This is a genomic window from Pseudomonas sp. NFR02, from assembly GCF_900119375.1.
GTDB lineage: Bacteria > Pseudomonadota > Gammaproteobacteria > Pseudomonadales > Pseudomonadaceae > Aquipseudomonas > Aquipseudomonas paracarnis.
Genome location: NZ_FPJJ01000005.1, coordinates 247,918 through 274,178 on the forward strand (window position 1 = coordinate 247,918; position 26,261 = coordinate 274,178).

Annotated in this window: 24 protein-coding genes; 7 read left to right on the plus strand and 17 right to left on the minus strand. The window is 60.8% G+C overall.

The window, feature by feature from the left end:
- Nucleotides 1-29: 29 nt before the first annotated feature.
- A complete protein-coding gene (locus BT199_RS17105) occupies nucleotides 30-959 on the minus strand; it encodes an AraC family transcriptional regulator (protein WP_003193916.1) in 930 nt (309 codons plus the stop codon).
- A gap of 327 nt (nucleotides 960-1,286) precedes the next feature.
- Here BT199_RS17105 and BT199_RS17110 point away from each other — a divergent pair, with 327 nt between their 5' ends.
- Together BT199_RS17110 and BT199_RS17115 are read left to right on the plus strand one after the other, a co-directional pair.
- Nucleotides 1,287-1,628: an antibiotic biosynthesis monooxygenase family protein gene (locus BT199_RS17110; protein WP_003193915.1), complete on the plus strand. Its 342-nt coding sequence runs from the start codon at nucleotides 1,287-1,289 to the stop codon at nucleotides 1,626-1,628.
- A 41-nt stretch (nucleotides 1,629-1,669) separates the two neighbouring features.
- A complete protein-coding gene (locus BT199_RS17115; protein WP_019817340.1) occupies nucleotides 1,670-1,915 on the plus strand; it encodes a hypothetical protein in 246 nt (81 codons plus the stop codon).
- A 125-nt stretch (nucleotides 1,916-2,040) separates the two neighbouring features.
- On the opposite strand, the gene BT199_RS17120 is transcribed toward BT199_RS17115, so the two are convergent.
- The 5 genes from BT199_RS17120 to BT199_RS17140 form a co-directional block, all read right to left on the minus strand.
- Nucleotides 2,041-2,673: a flavin reductase family protein gene (locus BT199_RS17120; RefSeq protein WP_038451372.1), complete on the minus strand. Its 633-nt coding sequence runs from the start codon at nucleotides 2,671-2,673 to the stop codon at nucleotides 2,041-2,043.
- A 153-nt stretch (nucleotides 2,674-2,826) separates the two neighbouring features.
- Entirely contained in the window at nucleotides 2,827-4,146 is a 1,320-nt protein-coding gene (locus BT199_RS17125) for an MFS transporter (RefSeq protein ID WP_014719746.1), read from the minus strand.
- A 279-nt stretch (nucleotides 4,147-4,425) separates the two neighbouring features.
- On the minus strand, nucleotides 4,426-5,751 hold the full coding sequence (locus BT199_RS17130) for a sigma-54-dependent transcriptional regulator (RefSeq protein WP_072435107.1): 1,326 nt from the start codon (nucleotides 5,749-5,751) through the stop codon (nucleotides 4,426-4,428).
- Nucleotides 5,745-7,511 (minus strand): ATP-binding protein, encoded by a 1,767-nt coding sequence (locus BT199_RS17135; protein WP_072435108.1) that lies wholly within the window; start codon nucleotides 7,509-7,511, stop codon nucleotides 5,745-5,747. Before BT199_RS17135 ends, BT199_RS17130 begins: the two co-directional genes overlap by 7 nt.
- A gap of 161 nt (nucleotides 7,512-7,672) precedes the next feature.
- A complete protein-coding gene (locus BT199_RS17140; protein WP_034128606.1) occupies nucleotides 7,673-9,196 on the minus strand; it encodes a fumarate hydratase in 1,524 nt (507 codons plus the stop codon).
- A gap of 216 nt (nucleotides 9,197-9,412) precedes the next feature.
- Between BT199_RS17140 and BT199_RS17145 the strand changes: the two genes are divergently transcribed.
- Nucleotides 9,413-10,354, plus strand: coding sequence for an iron-sulfur-binding ferredoxin reductase (locus BT199_RS17145; RefSeq protein ID WP_072435110.1), 942 nt, complete (start codon nucleotides 9,413-9,415; stop codon nucleotides 10,352-10,354).
- A gap of 213 nt (nucleotides 10,355-10,567) precedes the next feature.
- On the opposite strand, the gene pyk is transcribed toward BT199_RS17145, so the two are convergent.
- Entirely contained in the window at nucleotides 10,568-12,019 is a 1,452-nt protein-coding gene (gene pyk / locus BT199_RS17150; protein ID WP_003193904.1) for a pyruvate kinase, read from the minus strand.
- Between the two features lie 173 nt (nucleotides 12,020-12,192).
- On the opposite strand from pyk, the gene BT199_RS17155 reads away from it, so the two are divergent.
- A complete protein-coding gene (locus BT199_RS17155) occupies nucleotides 12,193-12,567 on the plus strand; it encodes a tetratricopeptide repeat protein (RefSeq protein WP_003193903.1) in 375 nt (124 codons plus the stop codon).
- A 222-nt stretch (nucleotides 12,568-12,789) separates the two neighbouring features.
- The gene (locus BT199_RS17160) at nucleotides 12,790-13,149 is read left to right on the plus strand and encodes a PilZ domain-containing protein (RefSeq protein ID WP_019821226.1); all 360 of its coding nucleotides are present in this window, start codon (nucleotides 12,790-12,792) and stop codon (nucleotides 13,147-13,149) included.
- A 52-nt stretch (nucleotides 13,150-13,201) separates the two neighbouring features.
- Here BT199_RS17160 and BT199_RS17165 read toward each other — a convergent pair whose 3' ends face one another.
- The 6 genes from BT199_RS17165 to BT199_RS17190 are packed head-to-tail and all read right to left on the minus strand — an operon-like array spanning nucleotide 13,202 to nucleotide 19,872.
- Nucleotides 13,202-14,533: a DUF58 domain-containing protein gene (locus BT199_RS17165; protein ID WP_072435112.1), complete on the minus strand. Its 1,332-nt coding sequence runs from the start codon at nucleotides 14,531-14,533 to the stop codon at nucleotides 13,202-13,204.
- Nucleotides 14,534-14,540: 7 nt separating this feature from the next.
- The gene (locus BT199_RS17170) at nucleotides 14,541-15,536 is read right to left on the minus strand and encodes an AAA family ATPase (protein ID WP_020302717.1); all 996 of its coding nucleotides are present in this window, start codon (nucleotides 15,534-15,536) and stop codon (nucleotides 14,541-14,543) included.
- Nucleotides 15,533-16,690: a DUF4350 domain-containing protein gene (locus BT199_RS17175; RefSeq protein ID WP_072435113.1), complete on the minus strand. Its 1,158-nt coding sequence runs from the start codon at nucleotides 16,688-16,690 to the stop codon at nucleotides 15,533-15,535. Before BT199_RS17175 ends, BT199_RS17170 begins: the two co-directional genes overlap by 4 nt.
- On the minus strand, nucleotides 16,687-18,216 hold the full coding sequence (locus BT199_RS17180; protein WP_032902737.1) for a DUF4129 domain-containing protein: 1,530 nt from the start codon (nucleotides 18,214-18,216) through the stop codon (nucleotides 16,687-16,689). Before BT199_RS17180 ends, BT199_RS17175 begins: the two co-directional genes overlap by 4 nt.
- Complete coding sequence (locus tag BT199_RS17185; protein WP_019821231.1) at nucleotides 18,203-19,183, minus strand: stage II sporulation protein M; 981 nt, start codon at nucleotides 19,181-19,183, stop codon at nucleotides 18,203-18,205. The genes BT199_RS17180 and BT199_RS17185 overlap by 14 nt, the downstream gene beginning before the upstream one ends.
- Nucleotides 19,180-19,872 (minus strand): RDD family protein, encoded by a 693-nt coding sequence (locus BT199_RS17190; protein ID WP_014719736.1) that lies wholly within the window; start codon nucleotides 19,870-19,872, stop codon nucleotides 19,180-19,182. The genes BT199_RS17185 and BT199_RS17190 overlap by 4 nt, the downstream gene beginning before the upstream one ends.
- Before the next feature lie 167 nt (nucleotides 19,873-20,039).
- Between BT199_RS17190 and sbcB the strand changes: the two genes are divergently transcribed.
- Nucleotides 20,040-21,467: an exodeoxyribonuclease I gene (gene sbcB, locus BT199_RS17195; RefSeq protein WP_072435115.1), complete on the plus strand. Its 1,428-nt coding sequence runs from the start codon at nucleotides 20,040-20,042 to the stop codon at nucleotides 21,465-21,467.
- Between the two features lie 90 nt (nucleotides 21,468-21,557).
- On the opposite strand, the gene mvaT is transcribed toward sbcB, so the two are convergent.
- Nucleotides 21,558-21,932 (minus strand): histone-like nucleoid-structuring protein MvaT, encoded by a 375-nt coding sequence (gene mvaT / locus BT199_RS17200; RefSeq protein WP_019821235.1) that lies wholly within the window; start codon nucleotides 21,930-21,932, stop codon nucleotides 21,558-21,560.
- Nucleotides 21,933-22,283: 351 nt separating this feature from the next.
- On the opposite strand from mvaT, the gene purU reads away from it, so the two are divergent.
- Nucleotides 22,284-23,132 (plus strand): formyltetrahydrofolate deformylase, encoded by an 849-nt coding sequence (gene purU, locus BT199_RS17205; protein WP_019821236.1) that lies wholly within the window; start codon nucleotides 22,284-22,286, stop codon nucleotides 23,130-23,132.
- A gap of 124 nt (nucleotides 23,133-23,256) precedes the next feature.
- On the opposite strand, the gene BT199_RS17210 is transcribed toward purU, so the two are convergent.
- The 3 genes from BT199_RS17210 to BT199_RS17220 are packed head-to-tail and all read right to left on the minus strand — an operon-like array spanning nucleotide 23,257 to nucleotide 26,220.
- Nucleotides 23,257-24,366 carry a glucosaminyl phosphatidylglycerol flippase gene (locus BT199_RS17210; protein WP_072435117.1) on the minus strand — a complete coding sequence of 370 codons (1,110 nt, stop codon included), beginning with the start codon at nucleotides 24,364-24,366 and terminating at the stop codon, nucleotides 23,257-23,259.
- Nucleotides 24,354-25,106, minus strand: a complete 753-nt coding sequence (locus BT199_RS17215; protein ID WP_014719731.1) for an N-acetylglucosaminyl phosphatidylglycerol deacetylase — start codon at nucleotides 25,104-25,106, stop codon at nucleotides 24,354-24,356. Before BT199_RS17215 ends, BT199_RS17210 begins: the two co-directional genes overlap by 13 nt.
- The gene (locus BT199_RS17220) at nucleotides 25,099-26,220 is read right to left on the minus strand and encodes an N-acetylglucosaminyl phosphatidylglycerol synthase (protein WP_072435119.1); all 1,122 of its coding nucleotides are present in this window, start codon (nucleotides 26,218-26,220) and stop codon (nucleotides 25,099-25,101) included. Before BT199_RS17220 ends, BT199_RS17215 begins: the two co-directional genes overlap by 8 nt.
- Between the last annotated feature and the right edge of the window lie 41 nt (nucleotides 26,221-26,261).

The following is a 26,261-nucleotide window of genomic DNA, read 5'->3' on the forward strand; positions in this document are numbered from 1 at the left end:
GCCAGCTCCCACATGTTGCTCTGCGTACATCAGATGCTCTGGCGCAACCGGGCCAGGTCGCGCAGCGGCGGCGCACCGAACAACCGGCTGTACTCCCGGCTGAACTGGGACGGGCTTTCATACCCCACCCGATAGCCCGCCGCCGAGGCCTCCAGCCCTTCGGCAATCATCAGCCGCCGGGCTTCCTGCAAGCGCAGTTGCTTCTGGTATTGCAGCGGGCTCATGGCCGTGATCGCTTTGAAACGGTGGTGCAAGGTCGAGACGCTCAGGTTCACTTCCTTGGCCAGGTCGTCGATGCGCAGCGGCTGTTCATAGTTGCCGTTCAGCCAGGTGATCGCCTGGCTCACCCGATGGCTCTGGCTGTTAGCCACAGCGATTTCATACAGGCGATAACCCTGCGGGCCACGCAGCAAGCGGTAGAGAATTTCACGGTTGATCAAGGGCGCGAGCATCGCGATGTCTTTAGGCGTGTCCAGCAAGCGGGTCAGGCGCAGCACCGCGTCGAGCAGTGCGTGATCGATGCGGTCGACGTACATGCCTCGTGAGGTCGGGCGCGAGGGCACGCCCATCGGCCCGGCCTCTGCGATCAGCGCGGTGAGCTGCGCCGGGTCGATATTGATACGCACCGAGAGGTTCGGGTCCTCGGCGGTGGCGTCAATAATGCGGCCGGCCACCGGCATCGCCACCGAGAACACCAGGTAGTTAAGCGGGTCGTAGGCAAAGATCTCGTCGGCCAGGCGCACTTCCTTACTGCCACTGGCTAGGATGCACAGCGCGGGTTCCACCAGCACCGGCATGAAGTCCCGGGGCGCGTTGTGGCGGTTCAGGTACAGCGAGGTGATCGCCGTGCCGTAGGAGCCGTCCTCCCAGGTATGGCGGTGCACGATACTGGCCAGCTCGGCGCGTTGTTTCTCCATCTCGGCATCGAGGGGAACGGGCTTGGATTCGGGCGACGGCATGGGGCGTCCTCTACACGCGGCTTTGATGGGCTCAGCTTAGCGGCGGCTTTTCAAAAAGTGTTACGTCGATTCTGCAGCATCCTTGCCTGATCCTGCGAGATCGCGTGAATCAGGCAAGTACGCAGCCTGTCATCTGCCTGAAACATGGGGCCTGGGCCTGGAATAAATTCTGAGACCGAACGTCCTCCCTACGCTTCTCGCAGGATTGTGCAATAAGCCTGCAGGAATTGACTAACCGCGCTTACCGCCGCGCCGTTATCTTTGATCCTGTGGCAACACGCCCTCATTGTGCTTGCCGAGCATCACTTCTCAACGGGAGAGTCGAACATGTCCACCCCCATTCCCGCGAGCCATATGGCCTTTATCCGCGCCCGTAGCGGGTGCAGCACCGAACTCGGTGCACGCTTGAGCAGTTTGATCGAACCGGGTCGCCAGGCCCAGGGTTGCCTGCAATTCTCGTTGCAGCACTCCCAGGTCGACCCCGATGTATGGCTGGTATCCGGGTTCTGGAGCAGCGAGCAGGCCATGAGCGCCTACTTCAACTCTCCGGCCCTGATGATCTTCACTGAGCTTCTGAACGACATGGTCGTGCGCAGCATGGACTTCCAGACCTTCACCGACGCATCGGCGGCACAGGCCTACGGCGAGTACCTGCAACTGGCCGGTTAACGGTTAGAATGGCCGACTTTCCATTGGCCAGGACTTGCAACATGGCACGTAAACAATTTGCCCACCACGAAGCCGTTTCCGCCGTAGTACCGGGCGAAGGTGGCTACAGCGCCGCCGTCGCCGTCAAGGCACTGGATGGCATGGGCGCACCCAGGTTTCACAAGATCCTTGATGGGCAGACGTTCAAGACAGCGTCCGATGCCGATGATGCGGCGACGTTGCAACTCGAGCATCTGGTCGATGTGGATGCAGAAGGCCAACTGACCTGGGCGACTGCTGAACGCTGAGACAGCACACCTAACCAATGTGGGAGCTGGCTTGCCTGCGATAGCGGTGTATCAGTCACTCTTGGGTTAACTGACCCACCGCTATCGCAGGCAAGCCAGCTCCCACAGTTTTGATTGCATTGCAGTCAGGGTTTGGTGGCGCCTGGGCGGTACATCTTGAACAGCGCTTCTGGCCCCAGCTGGAAATAATCCGCCGGGCCACCCCCGCGTAAAATCGGCTCGGCGGCAGCGGTGTCGTAGATCCCGTCCTTGAGCAACCATTTGGCGATGTGCACCGCAACCACCTCGCCCAGCACCAGCCAGCTCGGCACCAACTGTTGGTCGGCACGTTGCAGCTGGATGATCTGCGTCACCTTGCACTCGAACGACACCGGGCTCTCGCCCACCCGTGGTACGCCAACGATTTTCGAAGCCACCGGCGTCAAGCCGGAGAGTTCGAATTCATTCACCTCGGGCGATACGGCCGCGCAGCTCTGGTTCATCTGCTCGGCCAGCGGGCGGGTGGCCAGGTTCCAGACGAATTCGCCGGTCTGTTCGATATTGTTCAGGCTGTCTTTACGCCCGACACTGGAAAACCCAATGATCGGCGGAATGTAGTTGAATGCGTTGAAGAAACTGTAGGGCGCCAGGTTCAGGCGGCCTTCGCGGTCGTGCGAGGAGATCCAGCCAATCGGGCGTGGGCCGACGATGGCATTGAACGGGTCATGGGGCAGGCCGTGGCCGTTGGCGGGTTCGTAAAAGTGGATATCGTCGGACATGGCCCTGTTCTGCTCTCAATTTTGGGGCCTCCATCATATCCAATGTGGGAGCGGGCTTGCTCGCGAAAGCGGTGTGCCAGTCAATGAACCTATCGACTGACACTCCGCTTTCGCGAGCAAGCCCGCTCCCACAGTTTTTACTGCATTAGGCTGTTAGTCAGTGGTGATTCGCGAGTGTTTACGCGTGTCTTTCATGGTCACGTAGACCATCAACGACACGGCGATACACGCGGTCACGTACCAGTAGTAGCCCGTTTCCATACCGATGCTCTTGAACCACAGCGCGATGTATTCAGCGGTACCGCCGAAGATCGACACGGTCAGGGCATACGGCAGGCCCACGCCCAGTGCGCGGATTTCGGTCGGGAACAGCTCGGCCTTCACCACGGCGTTGATCGAGGTGTAGCCGCTGACGATGATCAGCGCCGCCATGATCAGGAAGAACGCGCCCCACCAGCTCTGGATGGTGTGCAGGGTGGTGAGGATCGGCACGGTGAACAGGGTGCCAAGCACGCCGAAGGCGATCAGGATCGGGCGGCGGCCGATTTTATCCGACAGCCCGCCGATGATCGGTTGCAGGCACATGAACAGAAACAGCGTCGCCGCCGAGATGGTGGTGGAGTCGGAGATGCTCATGCCGACCGTGTTCACCAGGTATTTCTGCATGTAGGTGGTGTAGGTGTAGAACGCCAGGGTGCCGCCCATGGTCAGGCCGACCACGGTCATCAGTTCCTTGGGGTGACGCATCAAGGTGCGCATTGCGCTTTCCTTGGCTTTTTCTTTCTTGGTGAACGACTCGGTTTCTTCCATGCCGCGACGCAGGTACAGCGCGACCACTGCGCACAGGGCGCCGATGGCGAACGGGATGCGCCAGCCCCAGGCGTACAGTTGTTCGGTAGTCAGCACCTGTTGCAGCACGATCAGCACCGCCAGCGCGATGAGCTGGCCGGAGATCAGGGTCACGTACTGGAAGCTTGAGTAGAACCCGCGACGTTCCTTGGTGGCCATCTCACTGAGATAGGTGGCAGAGGTGCCGTATTCGCCGCCGACCGACAGGCCCTGCAGCAGGCGGGCAAACACCAGCAGGATCGGCGCACCGATACCAATGATTTCATAGCCTGGGCTCAGGGCAATCAGCAGCGAGCCGAAGCACATCAGGTACACCGAGGCCATCAAGGCTTTTTTACGCCCGACTTTGTCGGCGTAGAGGCCCATCAGCCAGCCACCGATCGGGCGCATCAGGAAGCCCACGGCGAAGATCGCGGCGGTGTTGAGCAGTTGGGCAGTGGTGTCGCCTTTGGGGAAGAAGGCTTTGGCGAAGTACAGCGAGAAGGCGGCGTAGACGTACCAGTCGTACCATTCGACCATGTTGCCGACCGATCCGCTGAAGATCGACTTGATGCGGCTGGAGGTGGTGCGCTCCTGCGCTTTTGCGGCCGTCGATCCCAGAGGCACGGTGTTGGAGTTATCCATTGAAGGATCCTTCATCTAGTTGTTTTTATGGAGCGGCGCGTGCGCAGCCTGTTGGGGCTATAGCAGGAGCTGTGCCAGGTAGAGGAAGGCCCGCAATAGAAGGGTTGCGGGATTTTATTGAGCGGAAAGTCGCTGATGGTTTTGGGGTGGTGAGCGGAAATCCGCTTATGGCTACTGGCCTCTTCGCGAGCAAGCCCGCTCCCACAGGTTGGAATGCATTTCAAATGTGGGAGCGGGCTTGCTCGCGAAGACGTCCTTCCAATCGATACAGAAGCGGGATCAGAGAAACATCTCCCTTACCAACCCATGCCGCTGCATCTTCTCATTGAAGGTACGGCGCGGCAGTTGCAACTCGGCCAGCACCGCCTTGATATCGCCCTTGTGACGCGTCAACGCGGCCTTCAGGCAGTGTGCCTCGAACGCTTCTTGCTGCGCTGCTAACGACTGCCCGGCCTCGATCCCTTGCGGTTCCGGCTCGTCCAGCCCCAACACCTGGCGCTCGGCGACGTTGGCCAGTTCGCGCACATTGCCCGGCCAGTCATGGCTGAGCAGGCGCCCCAACTGTGGCCCACTCAAGGGCTCGACCTGGCGGCCCAGACGCTCGGCGGCGCTTTGCGCAAAATGCTCGTACAGCAGCGGAATATCTTCGCGACGTTCACGCAATGGCGGCAGGCGCAGTTGCGCGACGTTGAGCCGATAGGCCAGGTCTTCGCGAAAGCGCCCGGCACGGGCTTCTTCCAGCAGGTCGGGCTTGGTGGCAGCGATGATGCGCAGGTCCACTTGGATACTCTGGTTGGAGCCCAGTCGCTCCAGCTTCTGTTCCTGCAACACGCGCAGCAATTTCACTTGCTGGGCCAGGGGCATGCTTTCGATTTCATCCAGGAACAAGGTGCCGCCGTGGGCATATTCCAGCTTGCCGATACGTTTGCCCTGGGCGCCGGTGAAAGCGCCGCTTTCATGTCCGAACAGTTCGGCTTCGAACAACTGCTCGGGGATTGCCGCGCAATTGAGGGCCACGAACGGCTTCTTTGCGCGTGGGCCGAAGTCGTGCAGGCAGCGGGCGACCAACTCCTTGCCGCTGCCGGTTTCACCGCGAATCAGCACATTGACCGGCAAACTCGCCAGGTCCAGCACTTGGCGGCGCAAGCTTTGAAGGCCCTTGGACACACCCAGCAGGCTGGACTCCAACTGCGCGCGATGATCGGCCTGTTGATGCAGGCGGCGGTTTTCCAGGATCAGGCCACGCTTGTCCAACGCCCGGCGCAGGCTGTTGAGCAAGGCGTCGGGGCTGAAGGGTTTTTCCAGGAAGTCATAGGCGCCGTCACGCATGGCTTCGACGGCCATTGGCACGTCGCCATGGCCGGTGAGCAAAATCACCGGCAAATCGGCATCGCGGCGCTGCACCTCGGCCAACAGTTCAAGGCCGCTGAGCCCCGGCATGCGCACGTCGCTCAGAATCACCCCGGCAAAGTCCTTGGGCAGTTGCGCCAGGCACTCTTCGGCGCGGCTGAACAACTGCACGTCAAACCCCGACAGGCTCAGCCATTGCTCGACGGCCGTGCGAATACTGGCTTCGTCATCGACCACAATCACCGCGTTCAACATAGGTCTGGCGTCTCCAGGGCGATAGGCAGGGTCAAGGTGAAAGTCGCGCCATCGCCACGGTTAGCGGCACTCAGGCGTCCGCCCAGTTCATGCACGATAGCGTAGGACACCGCGAGTCCCAAACCGAGCCCGTCGCCCACCGGTTTGGTAGTGAAAAATGGGTCGAACACGCTGCTCAAATGTTCTTCGGCAATCCCGCCGCCGCTGTCGCAGACGCTCAACTGCCACAGCTGCTGATCGGCGTGCAGGCGGATTTCCAGGCGCTTGCGCGGTTTATCGGCCATGGCGTCGAGGGCGTTGCGCAACAGGTTGATCAGCACCTGTTCCAGGCGGATCGCGTCGCCACGTACCCAGGCCGGGCGGGTGAGGTCCAGCACCACACCGATGGCTTCGTCACGCAGGCGCGCGTCGAGCAGGTGCAAGGATTGGTCGACCACCGTCGCCAGGTCCAGCTTTTCGCGCAGGCCACTGGGGCTCTTGCGCGCGAACGTCTTGAGGTGGCCGGTGAGCGCGGCCATGCGCGTGAGCATGTCATCCAATGGCGTGAGCGCCTTGTAGGCATCGTCCACGCGACCATGGTCGAGCAGCAGCCGCAGCGTCGCCAGTTGCATGCGCTGGGCGGTCAGCGGCTGGTTGATTTCATGGGCGAGGGCGGCCGACATTTGCCCCAATGCCGCCAGCTTGGCCGACTGCACCAGGCCATCCTGGGCGGTGCGCAGCGCCTGGGTGCGTTCTTCGACCAATTGCTCCAGTTCTTCACGGCTGCGCTGGCGCAAGCGGGCCAGGCGCCAGCGCTGGCTGAGGAACAGCACCAAGAACACCAATGCCAGCCACGAACCCGCAGCGGCAAGGCCCGCGTTACGTTGGTCTTCAAAGGCAAACTGGGGTTTGCGCAACAGGTGCAGGGTCCAACCTTCGCGCTTGAGCGGCAGCGACTCCCAGATGTAATTGGCGTTGCCGTCGGGGCCGCCGACGCGAATCAAGTGGCTGTTTTCGTCAAAGCGTTGCAGGAGCTGGGTGTCCAGCGGCTGCAGTTGCTTCTTATCGTATTGGCGGGTGGCCTTGAGTTCAGCCAGGTCATTTTCGGACAACGGCCGCAGGTTGCGATAACGCCAGCCCGGCTGGTTGGCGATAAACACGATGCCCCGCGCATCGCTGACCAACAGCAGGTCATTGCCCTGGGCCCACTCGCGCTCCAGCTCGGGGAACTCCAGCTTGACCACCATGGCGCCGAGGAACTGCTCGTGCTCATCCACGACCGCACTGGAAAGAAAGTAGCCCGGAATACCCGTGGTCACGCCCACTGCATAAAAGCGCCCGGTGCCGTGGCTCAAGGTCTGGCTGAAATACGGCCTGAACGCGTAGTTGTGGCCGACATAACTGCTGGGCAGGTTCCAGTTGCTGGCGGCCACGGCCAGGCCGGTGCGGTCCATCAGTTCCAGGGTCGAAGACTGCGCAGCGCCGTTGATGCGCTCCAGCTTGCGGTTGAGCCGGTCTTGCGTGGTGGCGTCCAGCGGGCCCTTCAAGGCGCTGATCATCTCCGAATCCAGCGCCAGCACGGCGGGCAGGGCACGGTAGCGTTCGATCAGGGTGTGCAGCGAGTTGGCATACAGCGCCAGCTGCTGATTGGCACGGGCGGCGTCGTCCACCAAGGCCTGGCGTTCGGCATGGCGCGTGGCCAAGGCGGCAGCCAGCACCGCACCGGCGATGATCAACAGAGAATAGAAGGTCAGGCGCAGGGGGCGAGGGATCACGATCATACGATGATGAACAGGCACGGTAAGGGGCGAGCACCATAGCATGGGCAGCTCATATCTTGTGACCAAGGAGCTTGTGTGGGAGCTAGCCCTCTTGTTTCAGGCAGAAAAAAGGCGACTGGGCCATGGGGCCGCAGTCGCCTTTATTCTTTTGGAGGTGGTGCTTACTGCACTTCTACCGCCAGGCTGTCACTGATCTTTTTCTGCCAGATGGCAGGACCGGTGATGTGGACGGACTCACCTTTGCTGTCCACTGCAACGGTGACCGGCATGTCTTTGACGTCGAACTCGTAAATGGCTTCCATGCCCAGTTCGGCGAAGGCAACCACGCGCGACTTCTTGATGGCCTGGGCCACCAGGTAAGCGGCGCCGCCCACGGCCATCAGGTACACGGCCTTGTGGTCCTTGATCGCTTCGATGGCGGTCGGGCCGCGCTCGGATTTGCCGATCATGCCCAGCAGGCCGGTTTGCTCCAGGATCTGGCGGGTGAACTTGTCCATCCGCGTCGCAGTGGTCGGGCCCGCTGGGCCAACCACTTCTTCGCGCACCGGATCAACCGGGCCGACGTAGTAGATAAAGCGGCCCTTGAGGTCCACCGGCAAGGTTTCGCCCTTGTTCAGCATCTCGACCATGCGCTTGTGCGCCGCATCGCGACCGGTAAGCATCTTGCCGTTGAGCAGGACGGTTTCGCCCGGCTTCCAGCTCTGCACTTCTTCCGGGGTCAGGGTGTCGAGGTTGACGCGGCGGGCCGATGGGCCAGCTTCCCAGACGATTTCCGGGTAGGCGTCCAACGATGGCGCTTCCAGCGACGCCGGGCCCGAGCCGTCCAGCACGAAGTGCGCGTGACGGGTGGCGGCGCAGTTGGGGATCATGCACACCGGCAGGGACGCGGCGTGGGTCGGGTAGTCCATGATCTTCACGTCGAGCACGGTGGTCAGGCCACCCAGGCCCTGGGCGCCGATGCCCAGTTGGTTGACCTTCTCGAACAGCTCCAGGCGCATTTCTTCAATACGGTTTTGCGGGCCGCGCTTTTTCAGCTCGTGGATGTCGATGGACTCCATCAACACTTCCTTGGCCATTACCGCGGCTTTCTCGGCGGTACCGCCGATGCCAATGCCGAGCATGCCCGGTGGGCACCAGCCGGCGCCCATGGTCGGAACAGTCTTGAGCACCCAGTCGACGATCGAGTCGGACGGGTTGAGCATGGCCATTTTCGACTTGTTCTCGGAGCCGCCACCCTTGGCCGCCACGTCCACTTCCACGGTGTTACCCGGGACGATGGAATAGTGGATGACCGCAGGGGTGTTGTCCTTGGTGTTCTTGCGGGCGCCGGCCGGGTCGGCGAGGATCGAGGCGCGCAGGACGTTTTCTGGCAGGTTGTAGGCGCGACGCACGCCTTCGTTGATCATGTCGTCCAGGCCCATGGTGGCGCCGTCCCAGCGCACGTCCATACCCACGCGCACGAACACGGTGACAATACCGGTGTCCTGGCAGATCGGGCGATGGCCGGTGGCACACATGCGCGAGTTGATCAGGATCTGGGCGATGGAGTCACGGGCTGCCGGCGATTCTTCGCGCAGGTAGGCTTCGTGCATGGCCTGGATGAAATCAACGGGGTGGTAGTAGGAAATGAATTGCAGGGCGTCGGCAACGCTCTGAATCAGGTCGTCTTGCTTGATCACGGTCATGAGTCGCGCTCCTCTATAAGGGAACATTCAATAAAGATGGCCTCAGTGTTGCATCGGTCGGCTGAAGCCATCTTTCCAAGGCACGCCAGAATGGTGCAGGCGCGACGCTAAAAAGGCGCGGCAGTATAACCCGGCACGGTGGCCGATACACCCGACTATGGTCAAACTGTCGCAGGCATGATTCCCTGTGCGCGCTCCTTATGATCGAGTCTTTATATGCCTGAACTGTATGTCGGCGAACGCCACTGGTCGGTCACCCCCGGCAGCAACCTGCTGGATGCCTTGAATCAGGCCGGTGTGGCCGTGCCCTTCAGTTGCCGGGCCGGCAGTTGCCATGCGTGCCTGGTGCGTTGCGAGGGTGAGGTTGACGACCAGCAGCCCGAAGCCCTGAGCCCGACGCAGCGCCAGCAAGGTTGGCGCCTGGCGTGCCAGTGTCGGGTCATTGCGGACCTGAAGGTCGACGCGTTTGATCCCCAGCGCGATGGCTCGCCCGCCCAGGTGGTGGGCGCCGATTGGCTGAGTTCGACGGTACTGCGCCTGCGCCTGCAACCAGAACGTGCCCTGCGGTACAGGGCCGGGCAGCATTTGGTGCTGTGGGCAGGGCAGGTGGCACGCCCTTATTCCCTGGCGAGTTTGCCCCAGGAGGAGCCGTATCTGGAGTTCCATATCGACTGCCGTCAACCCGGTGCCTTCAGCGATGCCGCGCGACAGTTGAAGGTCGGTAATCCTGTATGCCTGGGCGAACTGCGGGGTGGAGCGCTGCACTATGATCCTGACTGGCAATCACGACCCTTGTGGCTGCTGGCCTCCGGTACTGGCCTGGGCCCCTTGTGGGGCGTGTTGCGCGAGGCACTGCGCCAGGATCATCAAGGCGAGATTCGCGTGATTCACCTGGCCCATGAGGCCGAGGCTCATTATCTGGCTGAACCCCTGGCAGCGCTTGCCGCGCAACATGGGCACCTCACCGTGGAGCTATGGACCGCGGCGCAGTTGCAGCCGGCGTTGGCGCAACTGCGGCTGGTTTCCCGGCACACCCTGGCCTTGCTTTGCGGGCACCCTGCCAGCGTCGAGGCCTTTTCCAAGCGCTTGTTCCTGGCGGGACTGCCGCGTAATCAATTGCTGGCGGATGTGTTCCTGGCTCGCCCTTTTACGTTATGAAAAGCCTGGTCAAGTCGGTATCGGAGCTTATCGTCCGGAGCCGATGACGCCATCGCAGGCAAGCCAGCTCCCACAGTAGACCGAGTTGTCTGACTATTGTGGGAGCTGGCTTGCCTGCGATGAGGTCCTGAAATTTTCAACACATTGACCTGCATTGAAATGCAAAAAGCCCCGCCATTCACAGGGCGGGGCTTTTGTTTTTCAGCTTGTCACTCAGACCTGCGGGTCGCCCACATGCAGGATCTTCATGCCATTGGTGCCACCGGTGGTGTGGTAGCTGTCGCCCTTGGTCAGGATGACCCAGTCGCCTTTCTCCACGACGCCGCGTTTGACCAACTCGTCGATCGCCTTCTGGCTGACTTCGTTCGGTGCCAGCGACGCCGGGTCGAACGGGATGGTGTACACGCCGCGGAACATGGCCGCGCGGGCCTGGGCTTCGCGGTGTGGGGTGAAAGCGTAGATAGGCACCGAGGAACGGATGCGCGACATGATCAACGGCGTGTAGCCACTTTCGGTCAGGGCGATGATGGCCTTGACACCCGGGAAGTGGTTGGCGGTGTACATGGCAGCCAGGGCGATGCTCTGGTCACAGCTTTCGAAAACCTTGCCGATGCGGTGGCTGGAGGTCTTGCTGGTCGGGTGCTTTTCGGCACCGACGCAGATACGCGCCATGGCCTGCACGGCTTCCAGCGGGTACGGGCCGGCGGCACTTTCAGCCGAGAGCATCACGGCGTCGGTGTAGTCGAGCACGGCGTTGGCCACGTCGGACACTTCGGCACGGGTCGGCATCGGGTTCTGGATCATCGACTCCATCATCTGGGTCGCAACGATCACTGCTTTGTTATGACGGCGTGCGTGCAGGATGATCTTCTTCTGGATACCGATCAGCTCGGCGTCACCGATTTCCACGCCCAGGTCGCCACGGGCAACCATCACGGCATCGGAAGCCTTGATCAGGCCGTCGAGGGTTTCATCATCGGCCACGGCTTCAGCACGCTCGATCTTCGCTACCAGCCAGGCGGTACCGCCGGCTTCGTCGCGCAGCTTACGGGCGTATTCCATGTCGGCGGCGTCCCGCGGGAAGGACACGGCGAGGTAGTCCACTTCCATTTCGGCGGCGAGCTTGATGTCAGCCTTGTCTTTTTCAGTCAGGGCCGGCGCCGTCAGGCCACCACCGCGACGGTTGATGCCTTTGTGGTCGGACAGCGGGCCGCCGATGATCACGGTGCAATTGAGTTCGGTCGGCGTGGCAGTGTCGACGCGCATGACCACACGGCCGTCGTCCAGCAGCAGCTCGTCACCGACGCCGCAGTCCTTGACCAGGTCCGGGTAGTCGATGCCCACCACGTCCTGGGTGCCTTCGGTCAGCGGGTGGCTGGTGGAGAAGGTGAATTTGTCACCGATCTTCAGCTCGATCCGCTTGTTGGTAAATTTGGCGATACGGATTTTCGGGCCTTGCAGGTCGCCCAAGAGTGCAACGAAGCGGCCATGCTTGGCGGCCAGGTCACGCACCAGCTTGGCACGAGCCTTGTGCTCGTCCGGGGTGCCGTGGGAGAAGTTCAGACGGGCGACGTCCAAACCAGCCAGAATCAGCTGTTCGAGGACTTCCGGCGAGTTACTGGCCGGGCCAAGGGTGGCGACGATTTTGGTACGACGGACGGACATGCACGGACTCCTGAGTTCAAGCGCTGGGGAAGGCTACTATGCTCTTTCGTTGTAGTCATTGTTCGTTTGCACTACTTATCGACGATTGGCTTGTTTTGGCTGCGGTTGAATGGGCAAACGCCTTGAAGATTTTCGACCAGGGGTCGATACACTGCACAAGACAGGAGAACCCCATGCGAATTTTGCTCGTTGCTGCCCTGGCCGTCAGTGTTGTCGGCTGTACCCGCTGGTCGATGGACCATCATTTGAACAACGCTTACCGCGCCTATGGGGTCGGTGATTGCCAGCGTGTCACCCTGGAGTTGTCCCAGGTCGATCGCGAGAGCCGTACCCGCCGCTACGTGCAACCGGAGGTTTCGATGTTGCGCGGGCAGTGCCTGGAACGCCAGAAACTGTTTGTCGATGCCGCGCAGACCTATCAGTTCATCATCGGCCACTACCCGTCTAGCGAGTACGCCTATCGAGCCCGCGCGCGGCTCGATACCTTGCAGCAACTGGGGCATCTGCCGGCTGCAGGCCTGGCAAAACCAAGGCCTGCGTCGTTGTAATGGTATTTGTCATTTTATAGCTGGCCTGTCGCCAGTCTTGGGCTAATCTTTGAATGTCTGTTTGTGCAGTTTCCCATTCGAACGGATGCAAGGCCCGGATTCGGCAGCTGTTTGGTGACAAGCGGTAGGTTTTGTCACACCGAAATCCAGGGAGAGCGAGCGATTGCTTGTTCCGAATCACTGGCACGGCCAGATTTTTGGCTATTGGATGGCGACTTCACCATGTTTACCGAACGACGGATCGAGCGGCATCAACTGCCGTATTTTCTGCAGGTGTTCAATCGTATTACCGACAAGCCAATCGGCTATCTTGGAAATGTGTCTGAAAACGGTCTGATGCTGATCAGCTCGTTACCCATGATGACCGAGGTGGATTTCGAGCTGCGCTTGAAAGTGCCGGTGGCGCAAGGCGAGTTCAAGGCGATTGACCTCACGGCAACCTGCTTGTGGAGCCACGAGGATGTCACCCCGCAGCATTACGACTCGGGGTTCAGCGTGCTTGAGGCGCCCGAGGAATACCGGCACCTGATCAACGCGCTGTTGCAGTACTTCAGCTTTTATCCTTTGCAGGCCTCTGTCTGAATTATGCGTGGGGTCGTGGCCGTTTCCTGGCCATACCCCTGCGCAGTCATCCTCAGAATACCCCGGCCTTTTTCCACTCCAGATAGCGTGTGACCAGCCCGGCACCCAGCGCCGATGGCAAGGTATCGAGCACCGACAGCCCATGGGCACTCAAACGATCATGGCGTTGGTTGCGGGTGTTGAGGTAATCGATCGTGCCGCTGTAAGCCAGGGCTTCGGGCAATGTCTGCACAGGCGTCTGACGTAGCTGGTCGAGGACCTCTTCCCTCAGGCTGGCCACCAGTACCCGGTGATGCCTGCCGATACGCTGGACGGCAGCCATCAGCGCTTCATCCTCCTCATCCCGCAGGTTGGTGACGATGATCACCAGCGCCCGGCGTTTTTGACGTGCCAACAACTGGCTGGCGGCCGCCTGGTAGTCGGCGGTTTTTCGCGTGGTCTGTAGGTCATAGACCGCATTGAGCAACAGGTTCAATTGGCCACTGCCCTTGACCGGCTTCAGGTAGCGCGGCTGGTCGCTGGCGAACGTGCACAGCCCTACCGCATCGCCCTGTCGCAAGGCGACATAGCTCAGCAGCAGGCAGGCATTGAGCGCGTGATCAAAATGGGAAAGTTCGTCATCCTGGCTGCGCATGTGCTGGCCGCAATCGAGCATGAACACGATTTGCTGGTCGCGTTCGTCCTGGTATTCCCGGGCAATGGGCGTTCGTTGGCGGGCGGTGGCTTTCCAGTCGATCTGACGCAGGCTGTCACCTTCACGAAACTCGCGCAGTTGGTGAAATTCCAGGCCCAACCCTCGCCGCTGATGTTGGCGCACGCCCAGTTGGCTCAGCCAGTTATCCACACCCCGTAACTGCGCACCGTATAAGCGCGCGAAATCCGGGTAAACACGGGTGGAATCGCGGGTGTCGACCCATCGTCGTGCCGACCACAGCCCCAATGGGCTGGGCAGCAGCAGCTCGCAGCGACTGAAATGGAAGTGCCCGCGCCGCAAGGGGCGCACGCGATAGCCCAGCTCAGCACGTTCACCGGGGCGTAGTTGAATGAATTGAGGCAGGTTCTCCACACCCAGGCCATCGGGCACGTGATCGAACACCTGCACGGTCAGTGGTTGCGGGTAGTCGTGCTCCAGGCACAGGCGTATTTCTTCCCAGCGCCCCAGCGCCAGGCTGCCGGGCAGTGTCCTGTATACGCGGACCGAGGGGCGGCGACGCAAGCGTGCGGCATCCAGCATCGCCAGCAGCAACAGGGCCAGCAGCAGGCCCCAGGCTACCGAATGCAAGGTGGCGGGCACTTTGAACTGCAACGCTGCCGAAGCGCCCAACAAGATGTTCAAGCCGAGCAGAACGCCCAGCCAGGTCAGCAGCAGACGAGTCGGTTTCATGGCCGCGTCATTGCCTTGGTGCCGCAATCTGGTCGAGTAACTGCTGGAGCACCTGGTCGACCTCCAAGCCGTCGATGTCCAGCTCTGGTGCGATGCGTACCCGGTGACGCAGTACCGCCAGGGCGCAGCCCTTGATGTCATCGGGGGTGACGAATTCGCCACCGCGCAACAGCGCACGGGCACGGGCACCGCGTACCAGAGCGATGGAGGCCCTGGGGCCGGCACCGATGGCCAGCCCCGGCCAACTGCGCGTGGCACGGGCCAGGCGCACGGCGTAGTCGAGCACCTGCTCATCCAACGGCAAGTCACTGGCAATTTGCTGCATCCGTACCACGTCCTCGGCTTGCAGCACGGTACGCAACGGCTGCACCTCCAACATGTCTGCCTTGGACGAGCGCGTCACTTCGCGGACCATATCCAGCTCTTGTAGAGCATCCGGGTAGTCCATTCGCACCTTGAGCATGAAGCGGTCCAGTTCGGCCTCGGGCAGTGGGTAGGTGCCTTCCTGTTCGATAGGGTTCTGGGTCGCCAGGACCATGAAGGGCTGGCCGATGGGCAACGCCTCGCCCTCCAGGGTCACTTGGCGTTCCTGCATGGCCTCCAGCAGCGCTGCCTGGGTCTTGGCGGGTGCACGGTTGATCTCGTCGGCCAGCAACAGGTGGGTGAACAACGGCCCCTTGCGCAGTTTGAACTGTTCGGTCTGCAGGTCGTAAACGGCGTGGCCGGTGACATCGCTGGGCATTAGGTCCGGGGTGAACTGGATGCGGGCGAAATCACCGCCAAAGCAGCGGGCCAGGGCCCGTACCAGCAAGGTCTTGCCCAGGCCAGGCACGCCTTCAAGCAGGACGTGGCCGCCTGCGATCAGGGCGGTGAGCACGTCGTCAATCACAAGGTCCTGGCCAATCACGGCCTTGCGCAATTCCACGCGCAGCGCCTGGGCCTGCTGGCTGGCCTGCTGAAGGTTTTCGGCGGTCAGGGCGGTGGCCAGTGGAGAGTCGCTCATAAGGCATTCCTGAGGGTTTGCAGGTGCGCCACCTGACGGCTGAAGTCGGCGCTGGAAAGCCGCTTCAGCGCAACGGGCTCAAGCGCCTGGCTGATGATGTGAGGGGGTTGTCGCGTAAGGTGTTCCAGCACTTGGCGTTGCTCTGACGCATCGAGGTGTTCGAACCCTGGATGGCGTCGCCGGGCTGCGCGCAGGATGTCGTGTCGCAAGGCTTGCAACAACGTGCCCTGGCCGCTGCGGCGCAATAGGAAGTCCGCGCTGGCCTGCAAGTGTTCCTGCAGCTGGCGACGTGCCTTGGGCGCCGGTGTCTGGATCGGGCCCTGGCGCATGCCTGCCTGCCACAGCCCCAAAGCAAGCAGCGCAACCAGGGCGACGAGGGCCTGGGGGAAATAACGGAGCAACAGAGTAAACAGATCGTCTGTGTCGCTGTTGAACAGCAGGGTGACGTCAGTGCCCTGGTTCAGGTACCACAGCAACCAGGCGTTATCATGGTTGCCGATATCTGTGGTTTTCCATAGGTCGCTGTCGGTGATCACCGTGACGCGACCTTGCCCCAGGTCGAGTTGCATCAGGTGGCTGGACTGGGCGCTGTTGGCGGAAAACTGCGCCAGGTGCTTGGGGTCGGTGAGGTTGAAGTAAGTGTCAAAACTAAAGTACGCCGGTGCGGTTTCGTTGTCGACATAGAGCTTGGTCAGATCCGGTTTGGTTTTTTTACGCGGTAGCACGGGTTCGTCGAAGGCGTCGCTCAAGGTTTGGCGGATAGTGAGGCGATCAAGCAGCAGGTCACCGCTTGTGCCGGCTTCTTCATCCCATAATGCCTCGGCGACCAGGAGCAGGTGGCCACCGGCTTTTGCCCAGCCCAGCAGTTGGTCGACCTGGCGTGGGGTCATGTTGCTGCGCTCTCCCAGCAACAACAGGCTATGGCCTTTGGCGGGCAGTTCGGCGAGTCGTTCAAGGCCCTTGGCGTGTGCCACGACCAAGCCGTGCTGGCGTAGAAAGTGCTCGGCGGCCAGATAGGGATTGGCGCGAGCCTCTGGCGACGGGCCCCGGTCAACCACTTCCTCGTAGGGAATTGCCTTGTGCCAGGCATATAAGCCGCCCGCACCCACCAGGCACGCCAACAACAGCGCTGTCCACAATAGCGCGCGATTCATTGGCCCGCTCCGTCACTGAAAAGAGCACGCCAGTCGCTGCACAGTTTTTGTTGGGCTGAAGAAGGCGGCAGACGGTGACCATAGGCCAGGTTTTGCCAGTGGCGTGTCAGTTCGTCGCTGAACGCCAGTAACTGCGGTTGTTGCAAATGATGAACACGCTCCAGTACCTGCCCCTCGGTATCGGCGCTTGTCAGTGGCAGGTCGAACTCGTGCAACAGCCGGCTGAGCAACCCGCGATACAGCAGGCCAAGGGCTTCCCGTGGGTGGGTGGGCCATAGTTGTTCGGCGGTACTGGCGATGTCTTCGGGCAATGTCTCGGTGCCCAGTTCCAGCCCGAACAACTGAGCGGGAACGGGCGAGGGAGCGGCCGTGCGAGTAGGCCCAAGGCGGCTGACGAACGTGCGCAACCATTCACGGTAACGCCAGCACACCAGGGCCAGGCCGCCAATCACAAGGCTCCAGAGCAGTATTTCCAAAGTTTTGGCGACGTATTTGAAGGTGTCGCTGTTAAGGTTGTCGAGCAGTGCCTGGAGCCAGCCAGGTAATTTGCCGTCGCCCGTGGCCTTGTTTTTAACCGGCGCTTTTTCTTCGCCAAACCGATAGCGTGTGACGGTTTCCGGGTTCTTGAAAGGTGGCTTTTCCAGCAACGCCTGGATGGATTGGCTGGCGGCCTGGGTGCTAAGTGGCTTATGGGCTGTGGTTTCATCTGCCATGGTCGGTGGGCTGATGTGTAGCAACGCCAGGCCAACCACCAGCAACAGCAGCGGTGCAACATTGCTCAGGCGCTGGCGCAGCCGACGGAATACCAGTTCCAGGTCCCAGGCCTCCAGCACTGTGCGGCGGTTGAGGTACAGGCTGAAGCCACAGGCGACGTAGATGGGTTCCCAGAACACCAGGACCAGGGCATAGAAGGCATTGCTCAGGTGCTCAAGCCAAAGCACGTCCGAGGCTGACGCGAATATTAGCCGTTGCCAGTCCCAGTCCAGTTCAACCTGTTGCGGGATGAAGAGATAGAACAGGGTCATGCCGCCAAACCAAAGGCCGATTTCCATGTGCACACCGATGGTCGTCAGCCAGCGTGCGGCGCCAGCGTTACGTTGCAGCAACACTCCAAGGCGTCGTTGACGTGCGTCACCGTCCAGGCCTTCCAGTTGGCTGACGGGCAGGGTGAAGCTGCGGCTCATGCTCAGCCGCCGCCACGTCAGGCTTGCGAACAGTTGCCCCTTGAGCAATTGCGGCCACTGGCGAACGGCCTGTTTGAGGCTGGGGGGCTCACCAAACAGGGCCTTGGACAGAATGTACAGCGGCAAGCGGTCGAAGGCCGGCTTGAGCCACCAGAACAGGAACATGACCAAAGACGGGTAATTCCAGAGCAGCACCGTCAACAGGCTGAATACCGGCAAGCTTACCAGCGCCCAACTGCCCATCAGCAGGACACGGTGTTCCCTGGCCATCAGTACGCCCAGGTCCATGGCTTCCCAGGAAGTACGCGGGCGAATCACCACGCTGGCGTCAGTCAGGCGCATGGCGACTCCGCCCGGCCAGGGACAGGTAAGCGGCCACCAGCAGCCAGAGCGCGGCGCCTACTGCGTATTTGATCCAGGGCTCAATGCGAGTGGTTGAGGACCAGTAGGCTTCGATAAAGGCTGCGATCAACAGGAACACCATGACACCGCAAAGCATCCGTACGCTTTTGCGGGCGGCCAGGCGCAGGGCCTCGCTGCGTGCCAAGCGCCCGGGGGCAACCAGTGACCAGCCCAGTTGCAAACCTGCGGCACCGGCCAGCGTGATGGCGCTCAACTCGAATGCGCCGTGACCAATGACAAACGACCAGAAGGTCTGGCCATAGCCAATGTCGGTAAGGTGCCCGGAGACTGCACCTATGACCAGGCCGTTGAAAATCAGGAAGAACACACTGCCCAGGCCGAACAACAGGCCGGCGGCAAAGGTCTGGAAGGCGATGCCGATGTTGTGCATCACGTAATAGCCAAACATCATCCAGTCTTCGCTGGCGGCCCGTTCGGCAGCACGGCCCAGACGGCTGGCGTCGGGGTTGTACATGCCCTGCATGTCGGCCACCTGCTGGGGGCTGATGATGCTGTAGATAAGATCGGGGAACAGGTACACCAGCAGGGCTATCCCCACCAGGCTGCCAAAGAATAGCAGGCCAGCGATCAGCACGAAGCGCCATTGTTCGCGTACCAGGCGCGGGAAGTCGGCGAGAAGAAACGCCAGTATGTTTGCCGTCAGTTGGCTGCGATGGCGATACAGTTGTTGATGGCCGCGCAGTGCCAGTTGTTGCAACGTGTCGACCAGGTAACTGCTATAGCCGCGTTGCTGAGCCAGGGCCAGATGTTGGCACAGGCGTCGATATTGATGCGGGAAGTCGGCAACATCGGCGGCCTTGGCTTTACCTTGCTCCAGTTGTGTCAACTGCTCGGCGAAGGTATGCCATTGGCGCTGGTGGCGGCTTTCAAAAAGGCTCTGCTTCATGTCGGCCCCAACAAACCACGGGCTACCCCGTTGAGTTGCTCCACGGCGCGCGGCGCAGACACCTGCAGGGGCTCTGCGAGGATGGCGGCCAATTCATGCACCCGTTCGGCCGAGAGTTCGGCCTGGCGTTCGGCGAAACCGAGGATGGCCCTCTGTTCGCTCAACTCCAGTGCGAAGGGTAGGCGCAGGGCGGGCGCTTGAGGGATGCTTGGGCGTACCAGCGGCAATTCCCGGTAGACCACCAGCGTACCGGCGGCCAGGTCGCCGAGCCGCTTGAAGTGCGGATGTTGCAGGCAACTGATCGCGCCCAGGAAATAACCGAAGGGCAGCATGTCGACAAAACGCAGCAGGTTGCGGATCAGCGATGCCGACCAGCCAATGGGCGTGCCGTCATCTTGTACCACGCGCAGCCCCATGACCTGCTTGCCTGGCGAGCAGCCCTGGTTGAGCACTTCGAACAACACCATGTACCACCAGCTCACCAGGAACAGCAGCAGCGAACCCAGCCCGATCCCCACATTGCCGAGCAGCGCCAGCGGCACCAGCAGGATACCCATGATGATCCCGCGCACGCCCAGGTCGAATGCAAACGCCAATGCCCGGGAGGGCAGGCCAGCAGGGCGCAGGGGCAGGTCGATGCCCTCGGGCGTTTCTATCTGATAGTGGGTATCCAGAGGGGTTGATGGCATTGCGATCCTTGGCACTGCGAGGCGACTTGAGAGACACGGATGCTAGCAGTGTCGAGGATGGAAGCAACCACCCGAGGTTTTTCTGGATATTTATACAGTAAGGTATCGCTGGCCCCGGACGCCTTGCAGCGCCTAGACTTTGTCGGTCTTCAGCACAGGAATAGCCCGTGACCTCGATTTTCTGGTACGACTATGAAACCACCGGCATCAACCCGCGCAACGATCGCCCGCTCCAGGTAGCCGGTATCCGCACCGACCTTGAGCTCAATGAGGTCGGTGCGCCGATCAACCTTTATTGCCAGCCCAGCGACGATATCCTGCCTCATCCGGCAGCGTGTGCGATCACGGGTATTACGCCGAGTATCCTCGCTGAGAAGGGCCTTGCCGAAGCCGATTTCATGACTCGGGTGCACGCCGAATTGGCCGCGCCAGGTACCTGCGGCGCCGGCTACAACACCCTGCGATTCGACGATGAAATGACGCGCTACAGTCTGTACCGCAATTTTTTCGACCCCTATGCGCGCGAGTGGCAGGGCGGCAACAGTCGCTGGGACTTGATCGATGTGATGCGCACCGCCTACGCCCTGCGGCCGGAGGGCATCAACTGGCCCGAGCAGGAAGGGCGCGTGACCCTCAAGCTCGAACGCTTGACAGAGGCCAACGGCATAGACCACGGCCAGGCCCATGACGCGTTGTCGGATGTGCGTGCAACCATCGCCCTGGCGCGGTTGGTCCGGGAGAAACAACCGAAGTTATATGAATGGTTGTTTCAACTGCGCAGTAAACAACGGGTCATGGATCAGGTGCGGTTGCTGCAACCGATGGTGCATATCTCCGGGCGTTTCTCCGCCGAACGCCATTACCTGGGCGTGGTCTTGCCCCTGGCCTGGCACCCACGCAATCGCAATGCCTTGATCGTCTGTGACCTGGGGCTCGATCCACAAGGGCTGTTGGACCTGGATGCGGCGACCCTGCGCCAGCGTCTTTACACGCGCCGCGATGAGCTGGCCGAAGGTGAGCTGCCGGTTCCGCTCAAGCTACTGCATATCAACCGCTGCCCGGTGGTTGCGCCGTTGAAGGTGCTGCGCCCGCAAGATCTTGAGCGCCTGCAACTGGATAAGAAGGCTTGCCTCGCGCGGGCGCTGCGACTAACTGACGCACAGGAAGTTTGGCGGGACAAGTTAGCGGCCATTTATGCCGAGGAAGACTTTGCGTCGAACGCGGACCCGGAGCAGCAGCTCTACGAGGGTTTTATTGGTGATCGTGACCGCCGTTTATGTGAGCAAGTTCGCATGGCAGAGCCCGCGCAATTAGCCCGTCAGCAGTGGCCGTTCGATGATCATCGTTTGCCGGAATTATTATTTCGCTACCGGGCGCGTAACTTTCCTGAAACCTTGAACAATGACGAGCAACAACGCTGGAAACTTTTCTGTCAGCAACGTTTGTCGGAGGCGCAGTGGGGGGCGCCGAATACCCTGTTGGCATTTAAGCAGGCGCGTGAGGAGTTGGCGGTTAGTGCTACATCGTTTCAGTGCCAGGTGCTGGCGCAATGGCAGGACTATGTGGATTCATTAGCGGCGCGCTTGAGTCTGTAAGCGCATAACTACAGAATATTCAGACAATAAAAAACGCCAGCAAGCTGGCGTTTTTCATGTGTGACGTATCGGGTGAACGTCCGACCGGGCTTAGCCCAGCAGGGTTGCCCAACCTTCAACTACGTCACCGCCCCACTTGGCTTTCCACTCTTTCAGAGTTTTGTGGTTGCCACCTTTGGTTTCAATCACTTCGCCGTTGTGTGGGTTTTTGTATTGCTTGACCTTGCGAGCACGCTTGGTGCCGGTAGTTTTCACAGCGCCGCGCGGTGCTTTAACTTTCGACTCTGGATCCAGCAGCGCGATGATGTCACGCAGGGATTTGGAGTATTCACCCATCAGGGTGCGCAATTTGCCTTCGAATTCCAGCTCGGTTTTCAGCTTGTCGTCTTCGGACAGGTTCTTCAAACGGGCTTGCAGCTCTTTGATAGCTTCTTCGGTGGCGCGGTATTCGTTGATCAGTGACATGTGGACTACCTTATGTAGAACGCTGATTGACAGGGTGAGTGGCCTAATAATAGTCAGGCAATTTCATCAAGTAAACATTTAAGACGTTATTCAGGTGAATGACATTGAATGTGTGTGAGAAAACCTGGCCGATGAGTTAATTAGTCAGCGTTAAGCGCAAAGATAATCGCGTTAATTTTTTGCTACTGACCTCAGCATGCCGTTGTACCGTCATATAGCGGTGGTAAAACCTTACACGGTTAAGGGGTGTTACCACGGCCATGCCTCAAGATAAGGTGCAAGGGAATACTGCAGTTTTTCTGCGTAATCGCTAGAATAGCGGCCTTTGTGAAGTTCTGGAGTTTTCCCCTAATGCGCACTTTTCGGCTGGTGATTGCTTGCCCGGACCGGGTTGGCATCGTTGCCAAGGTCAGTAACTTTCTGGCTTCCCATAATGGCTGGATCACCGAGGCGAGCCATCACTCGGACGATCTCAGTGGTTGGTTTTTCATGCGTCACGAAATCCGTGCCGATACGCTGCCCTTTGGCCTGGAAGCATTCCGCGAGGCGTTTGCGCCGATTGCCGAAGAGTTTTCGATGACCTGGCACATCACCGATACAGAGCAGAAGAAACGCGTGGTGCTGATGGCCAGCCGCGAATCCCACTGCCTGGCAGACCTGCTGCACCGCTGGCACAGCGACGAACTCGATTGCGAGATTGCTTGCGTGATCTCCAACCACGATGACCTGCGCAGCATGGTCGAATGGCATGGCATCCCTTATTACCATGTGCCGGTCAACCCACAGGACAAGGAACCGGCATTTGCCGAGGTGTCGCGTCTGGTCAAGCAGCATGATGCGGATGTAGTGGTGCTGGCGCGCTACATGCAAATCCTGCCACCGGAACTGTGCCGCGAATACGCTGGCAAGGTGATCAACATCCACCACAGCTTCTTGCCGTCCTTTGTCGGTGCCAAGCCGTATCACCAGGCTTCCCTGCGTGGCGTGAAGCTGATTGGTGCAACCTGCCACTACGTGACCGAAGAGCTGGACGCCGGCCCGATCATCGAGCAGGACGTGGTGCGCGTCAGCCACAGCGACAGCATTGAAGACATGGTGCGCTTCGGCCGTGACGTCGAGAAGATGGTGCTGGCCCGTGGCCTGCGCTATCACTTGGAAGATCGCGTGTTGGTGCACGGCAACAAGACCGTGGTCTTCTGACCCGGCGATTGTGATTGAAAGACACCGGGGCCTGGAGGTAAAACTCTCCAGGCCCTTTTTTTATTTCTGTTTCAGGAGATTCCCATGAGCGACCCGCTGGATAAAGCCACCTCACGGGCGCCTGCTACCTTGGGCGAGGGCTGTTTGAGTCGTTACGACCCGGACGCGCTGGATGCCGAGGATGGTACTGATTTTCCAGGCGCGGCGCGTTTATGGGAGCAGACACAGGCGCAGGACCAGCCGCCTGCCGCCCCTGAAAAAGACGCTTGAGCAGCGGTTTGCCGACCATCAATAGAAACACTGGCGCACCGGCCAGCAAATAGAAGTAGTAGGTCACCGCGCGCCAGATCAGAATTGCCGCAGCCGCTGTGGATGTGCCCACCATGGGCGCCAGCAGTGCCGCTGACGTCAATTCCGCAGCGCCGGCCCCACCAGGCGCCAGGCTGAACTGCCCCGCAGTCAGGGATAACATCTGGATCAGAAAGCTCCAGGCCCACTGTACCTCGCCCCCCAACCCGCGCAGCGCCAGGTACAGCACGCTGTAACGCAGCAGCCAATGCAGGCTGGTCAGCGCAAAGACCCCAAGCAAGGTGCTCCGGGGTAGTTTCAGGGTGGCGCTGAACGCCGCAAGAAAACGCAGCAACCGGCGTGCCCAGCGTCGGCGGGTGGTAGCACTGACCTTCATGGCCTTGAGTGCCAAACCCGCCAGGCGAATCAGCCGCCGGTGAACATGCACCACGGCCCAGCCACTGATTACCCCACCCACCATCGACACGGCGCTGAGCCCCAGCAACCACTCCAGACGCGGGCTGAGGCTATGGAACAGCGCATACAGCAAGATCCCTACCAGTGCGCAGAGAAAAAACACCAGGTCGCTCAACTGGTCCATGGCGAACACCGCGCTGCCATGGGCGGGGCGGATACCGTTGCGCGCCAGCAGGGCCATCAGGGTCAACGGCCCGCCGCTGCCGCCGGGAGTTGCACACATGGCGAATTCAGTGGATATCACCACGCCAAGGCTTTTGAGCGGCCCTAACTGGCCGCGATGCTCGCCAAGCAACAGGCGGATGCGCAGGCTGTTGATCAGCCAGCAGCCGATGATCATGGCGAACATCCCCAGTAACTGGGGCAACGGAAACTGGCGCAGGCGCGCAATGCTTTCGCCGCCGCCCAGCCACAATGGAATCACCAGCGCCACCAAGAGCGCCAACACTAACCAGATCAGTCGGCCCATGGCTGCGTCGCCAGCCAGGCGGCCTTGGTTTGGGGGACGCGCCCCGCGTTGAGCAGGCGTTGCAGGGTGTCTAGCCAATAATCGCGGGAAAACCTGTGGCGCATGTCCACCGGATGCAAACCCAGTCGGATCAGCGGGGCGGCCTGCCATCGCTGTTCACGGCGATCAGTGAGGATTTTGGACAATCCCCGGCGCCATGCACTGCGGGCGCTCCACACCAGGCCAGGGGCGTTGATAGGCGTGAAGTCCGGTAGGCGATAAAAATGTTGTGGGTCGCTGGTGTAGCTCAGCGGCAACTGGCGCAATGCCTGCCGGGTGCCATCGCTCATCAACCAGGCTGGCGCAACAAAGCCATGCAGCGGCCAGCCATTGCGCTGGAATACCTCAATGCCGGCGGTCAACCGCCGCAACGCCTCGGCTTCGGACAGCTGGTAAAACTCGCCTTCGTGGGTATAGATGCGTCGCATAAACCATTCTTTTGGCGTACGCGGCCGAGGTTGGTCGTCACAATGGTAATAACCATGCAAGGTGAGTTCATCGCCCTTGGCGACACGGCTATCGAGCAGGCGCCGAAAATCGCGGTGGGCGGCTAGGTCGTCATGGTGATGGAAGTCCGGCACCACCAGCCAAGTGATGGGCACGTCGCCCAGTGCATCGACGGCCTCGACGAAGGGCCGGTAGTCGGCCCAGGTGTGCGGTGCCACGTCGTGCAGTACCAGCATCAGCGCGCGCTCAGCCATGGGCGAGCATCGGTTCATGGCTGCCCAGCACGGCGCAGTAATGCCCCAGCAGGCTGTCGACTACTGTGTCCCACGCATAATGCTGCTCGACATGGCGCCGAGCCTGAGCACCCAGGCGTCGGCTGTCGGTACTGAACAACTCGAGCACCGCATCGGCCATGGCCTTGGGGTTGTTTGGCGCACACAGCACGCCACAACGCTCGTCGATAATCTCGGTAAAGGCCCCGGCCGCCACGGCGACCACTGGAATACCGCAGGCCATGGCTTCCAGGATCACCAGGCCGAAGGTCTCCTGGTCGCCACCATGCAGTAAGGCGTCGGCGCTGGCCATCAGCCGAGCGACATGTTGGGCGGGCCGGAATCCGTCAATCACGGTGACATTGTCTGGCACGCTGGCCGGCATGCCGGAGCCCACCAACAGCAAGTGGTAGCCTTCCCCCAGGCGTTTCATGCAGTTGAGCAGCACCGGCAGGTTTTTCTCCTTGGAGCCGCGCCCGGCGAAGATCAGTAGTCGAGTGTCTTCGCCAATCCCCAGTTCGGCGCGCAGGCCGGGGTCACGTACCTCAGGGGTGAAGGTTTGCAGGTCTACACCCAGGGGTTGCACGAAGACATTTCTGACGCCAAGCCCGGTGAGCTTGTCGGCCATTACCTGGCTGGGGGCGAGCACTCGGTCGAAATTCCCATAGAGTTTGCGCACATAGGCTTCAACATTGGGGGTAAACCAAGGCCCCATGCGATTGCTCACCAGCAGTGGCAGGTCGGAGTGGTAAAAGCCGATGACCGGCACATCCAATTGGCGTCGGGCATCCAGTGCGGCCCAGGCGGTCAGGTAAGGGTCGCCAACTTCGATCAGGTCAGGCTGTAAATCGTGCAGGACATTTCGCCAAGGCGCCAAACGAAGGGGGAAGCGATAGCCTTTGCCGAAGGGCAGGGCGGGCGCCGGTACTTTGAAGATGCCGTCCTGCTCGCTCAAGTGTGCACCGGGTATCAACAGGCTGTGGCGAATGCCCGGCTTGAGCGCCAGACGCCGGTGCTTGGCGTCAAGGTAAGTGCGTACGCCACCGCTGGCCGGGGCGTAGAACATGGTTATGTCAGCGATATGCACGATGAACATCCCTCCGATCCATTGCTCTCCCTAGATGGACCTGAGGTAAG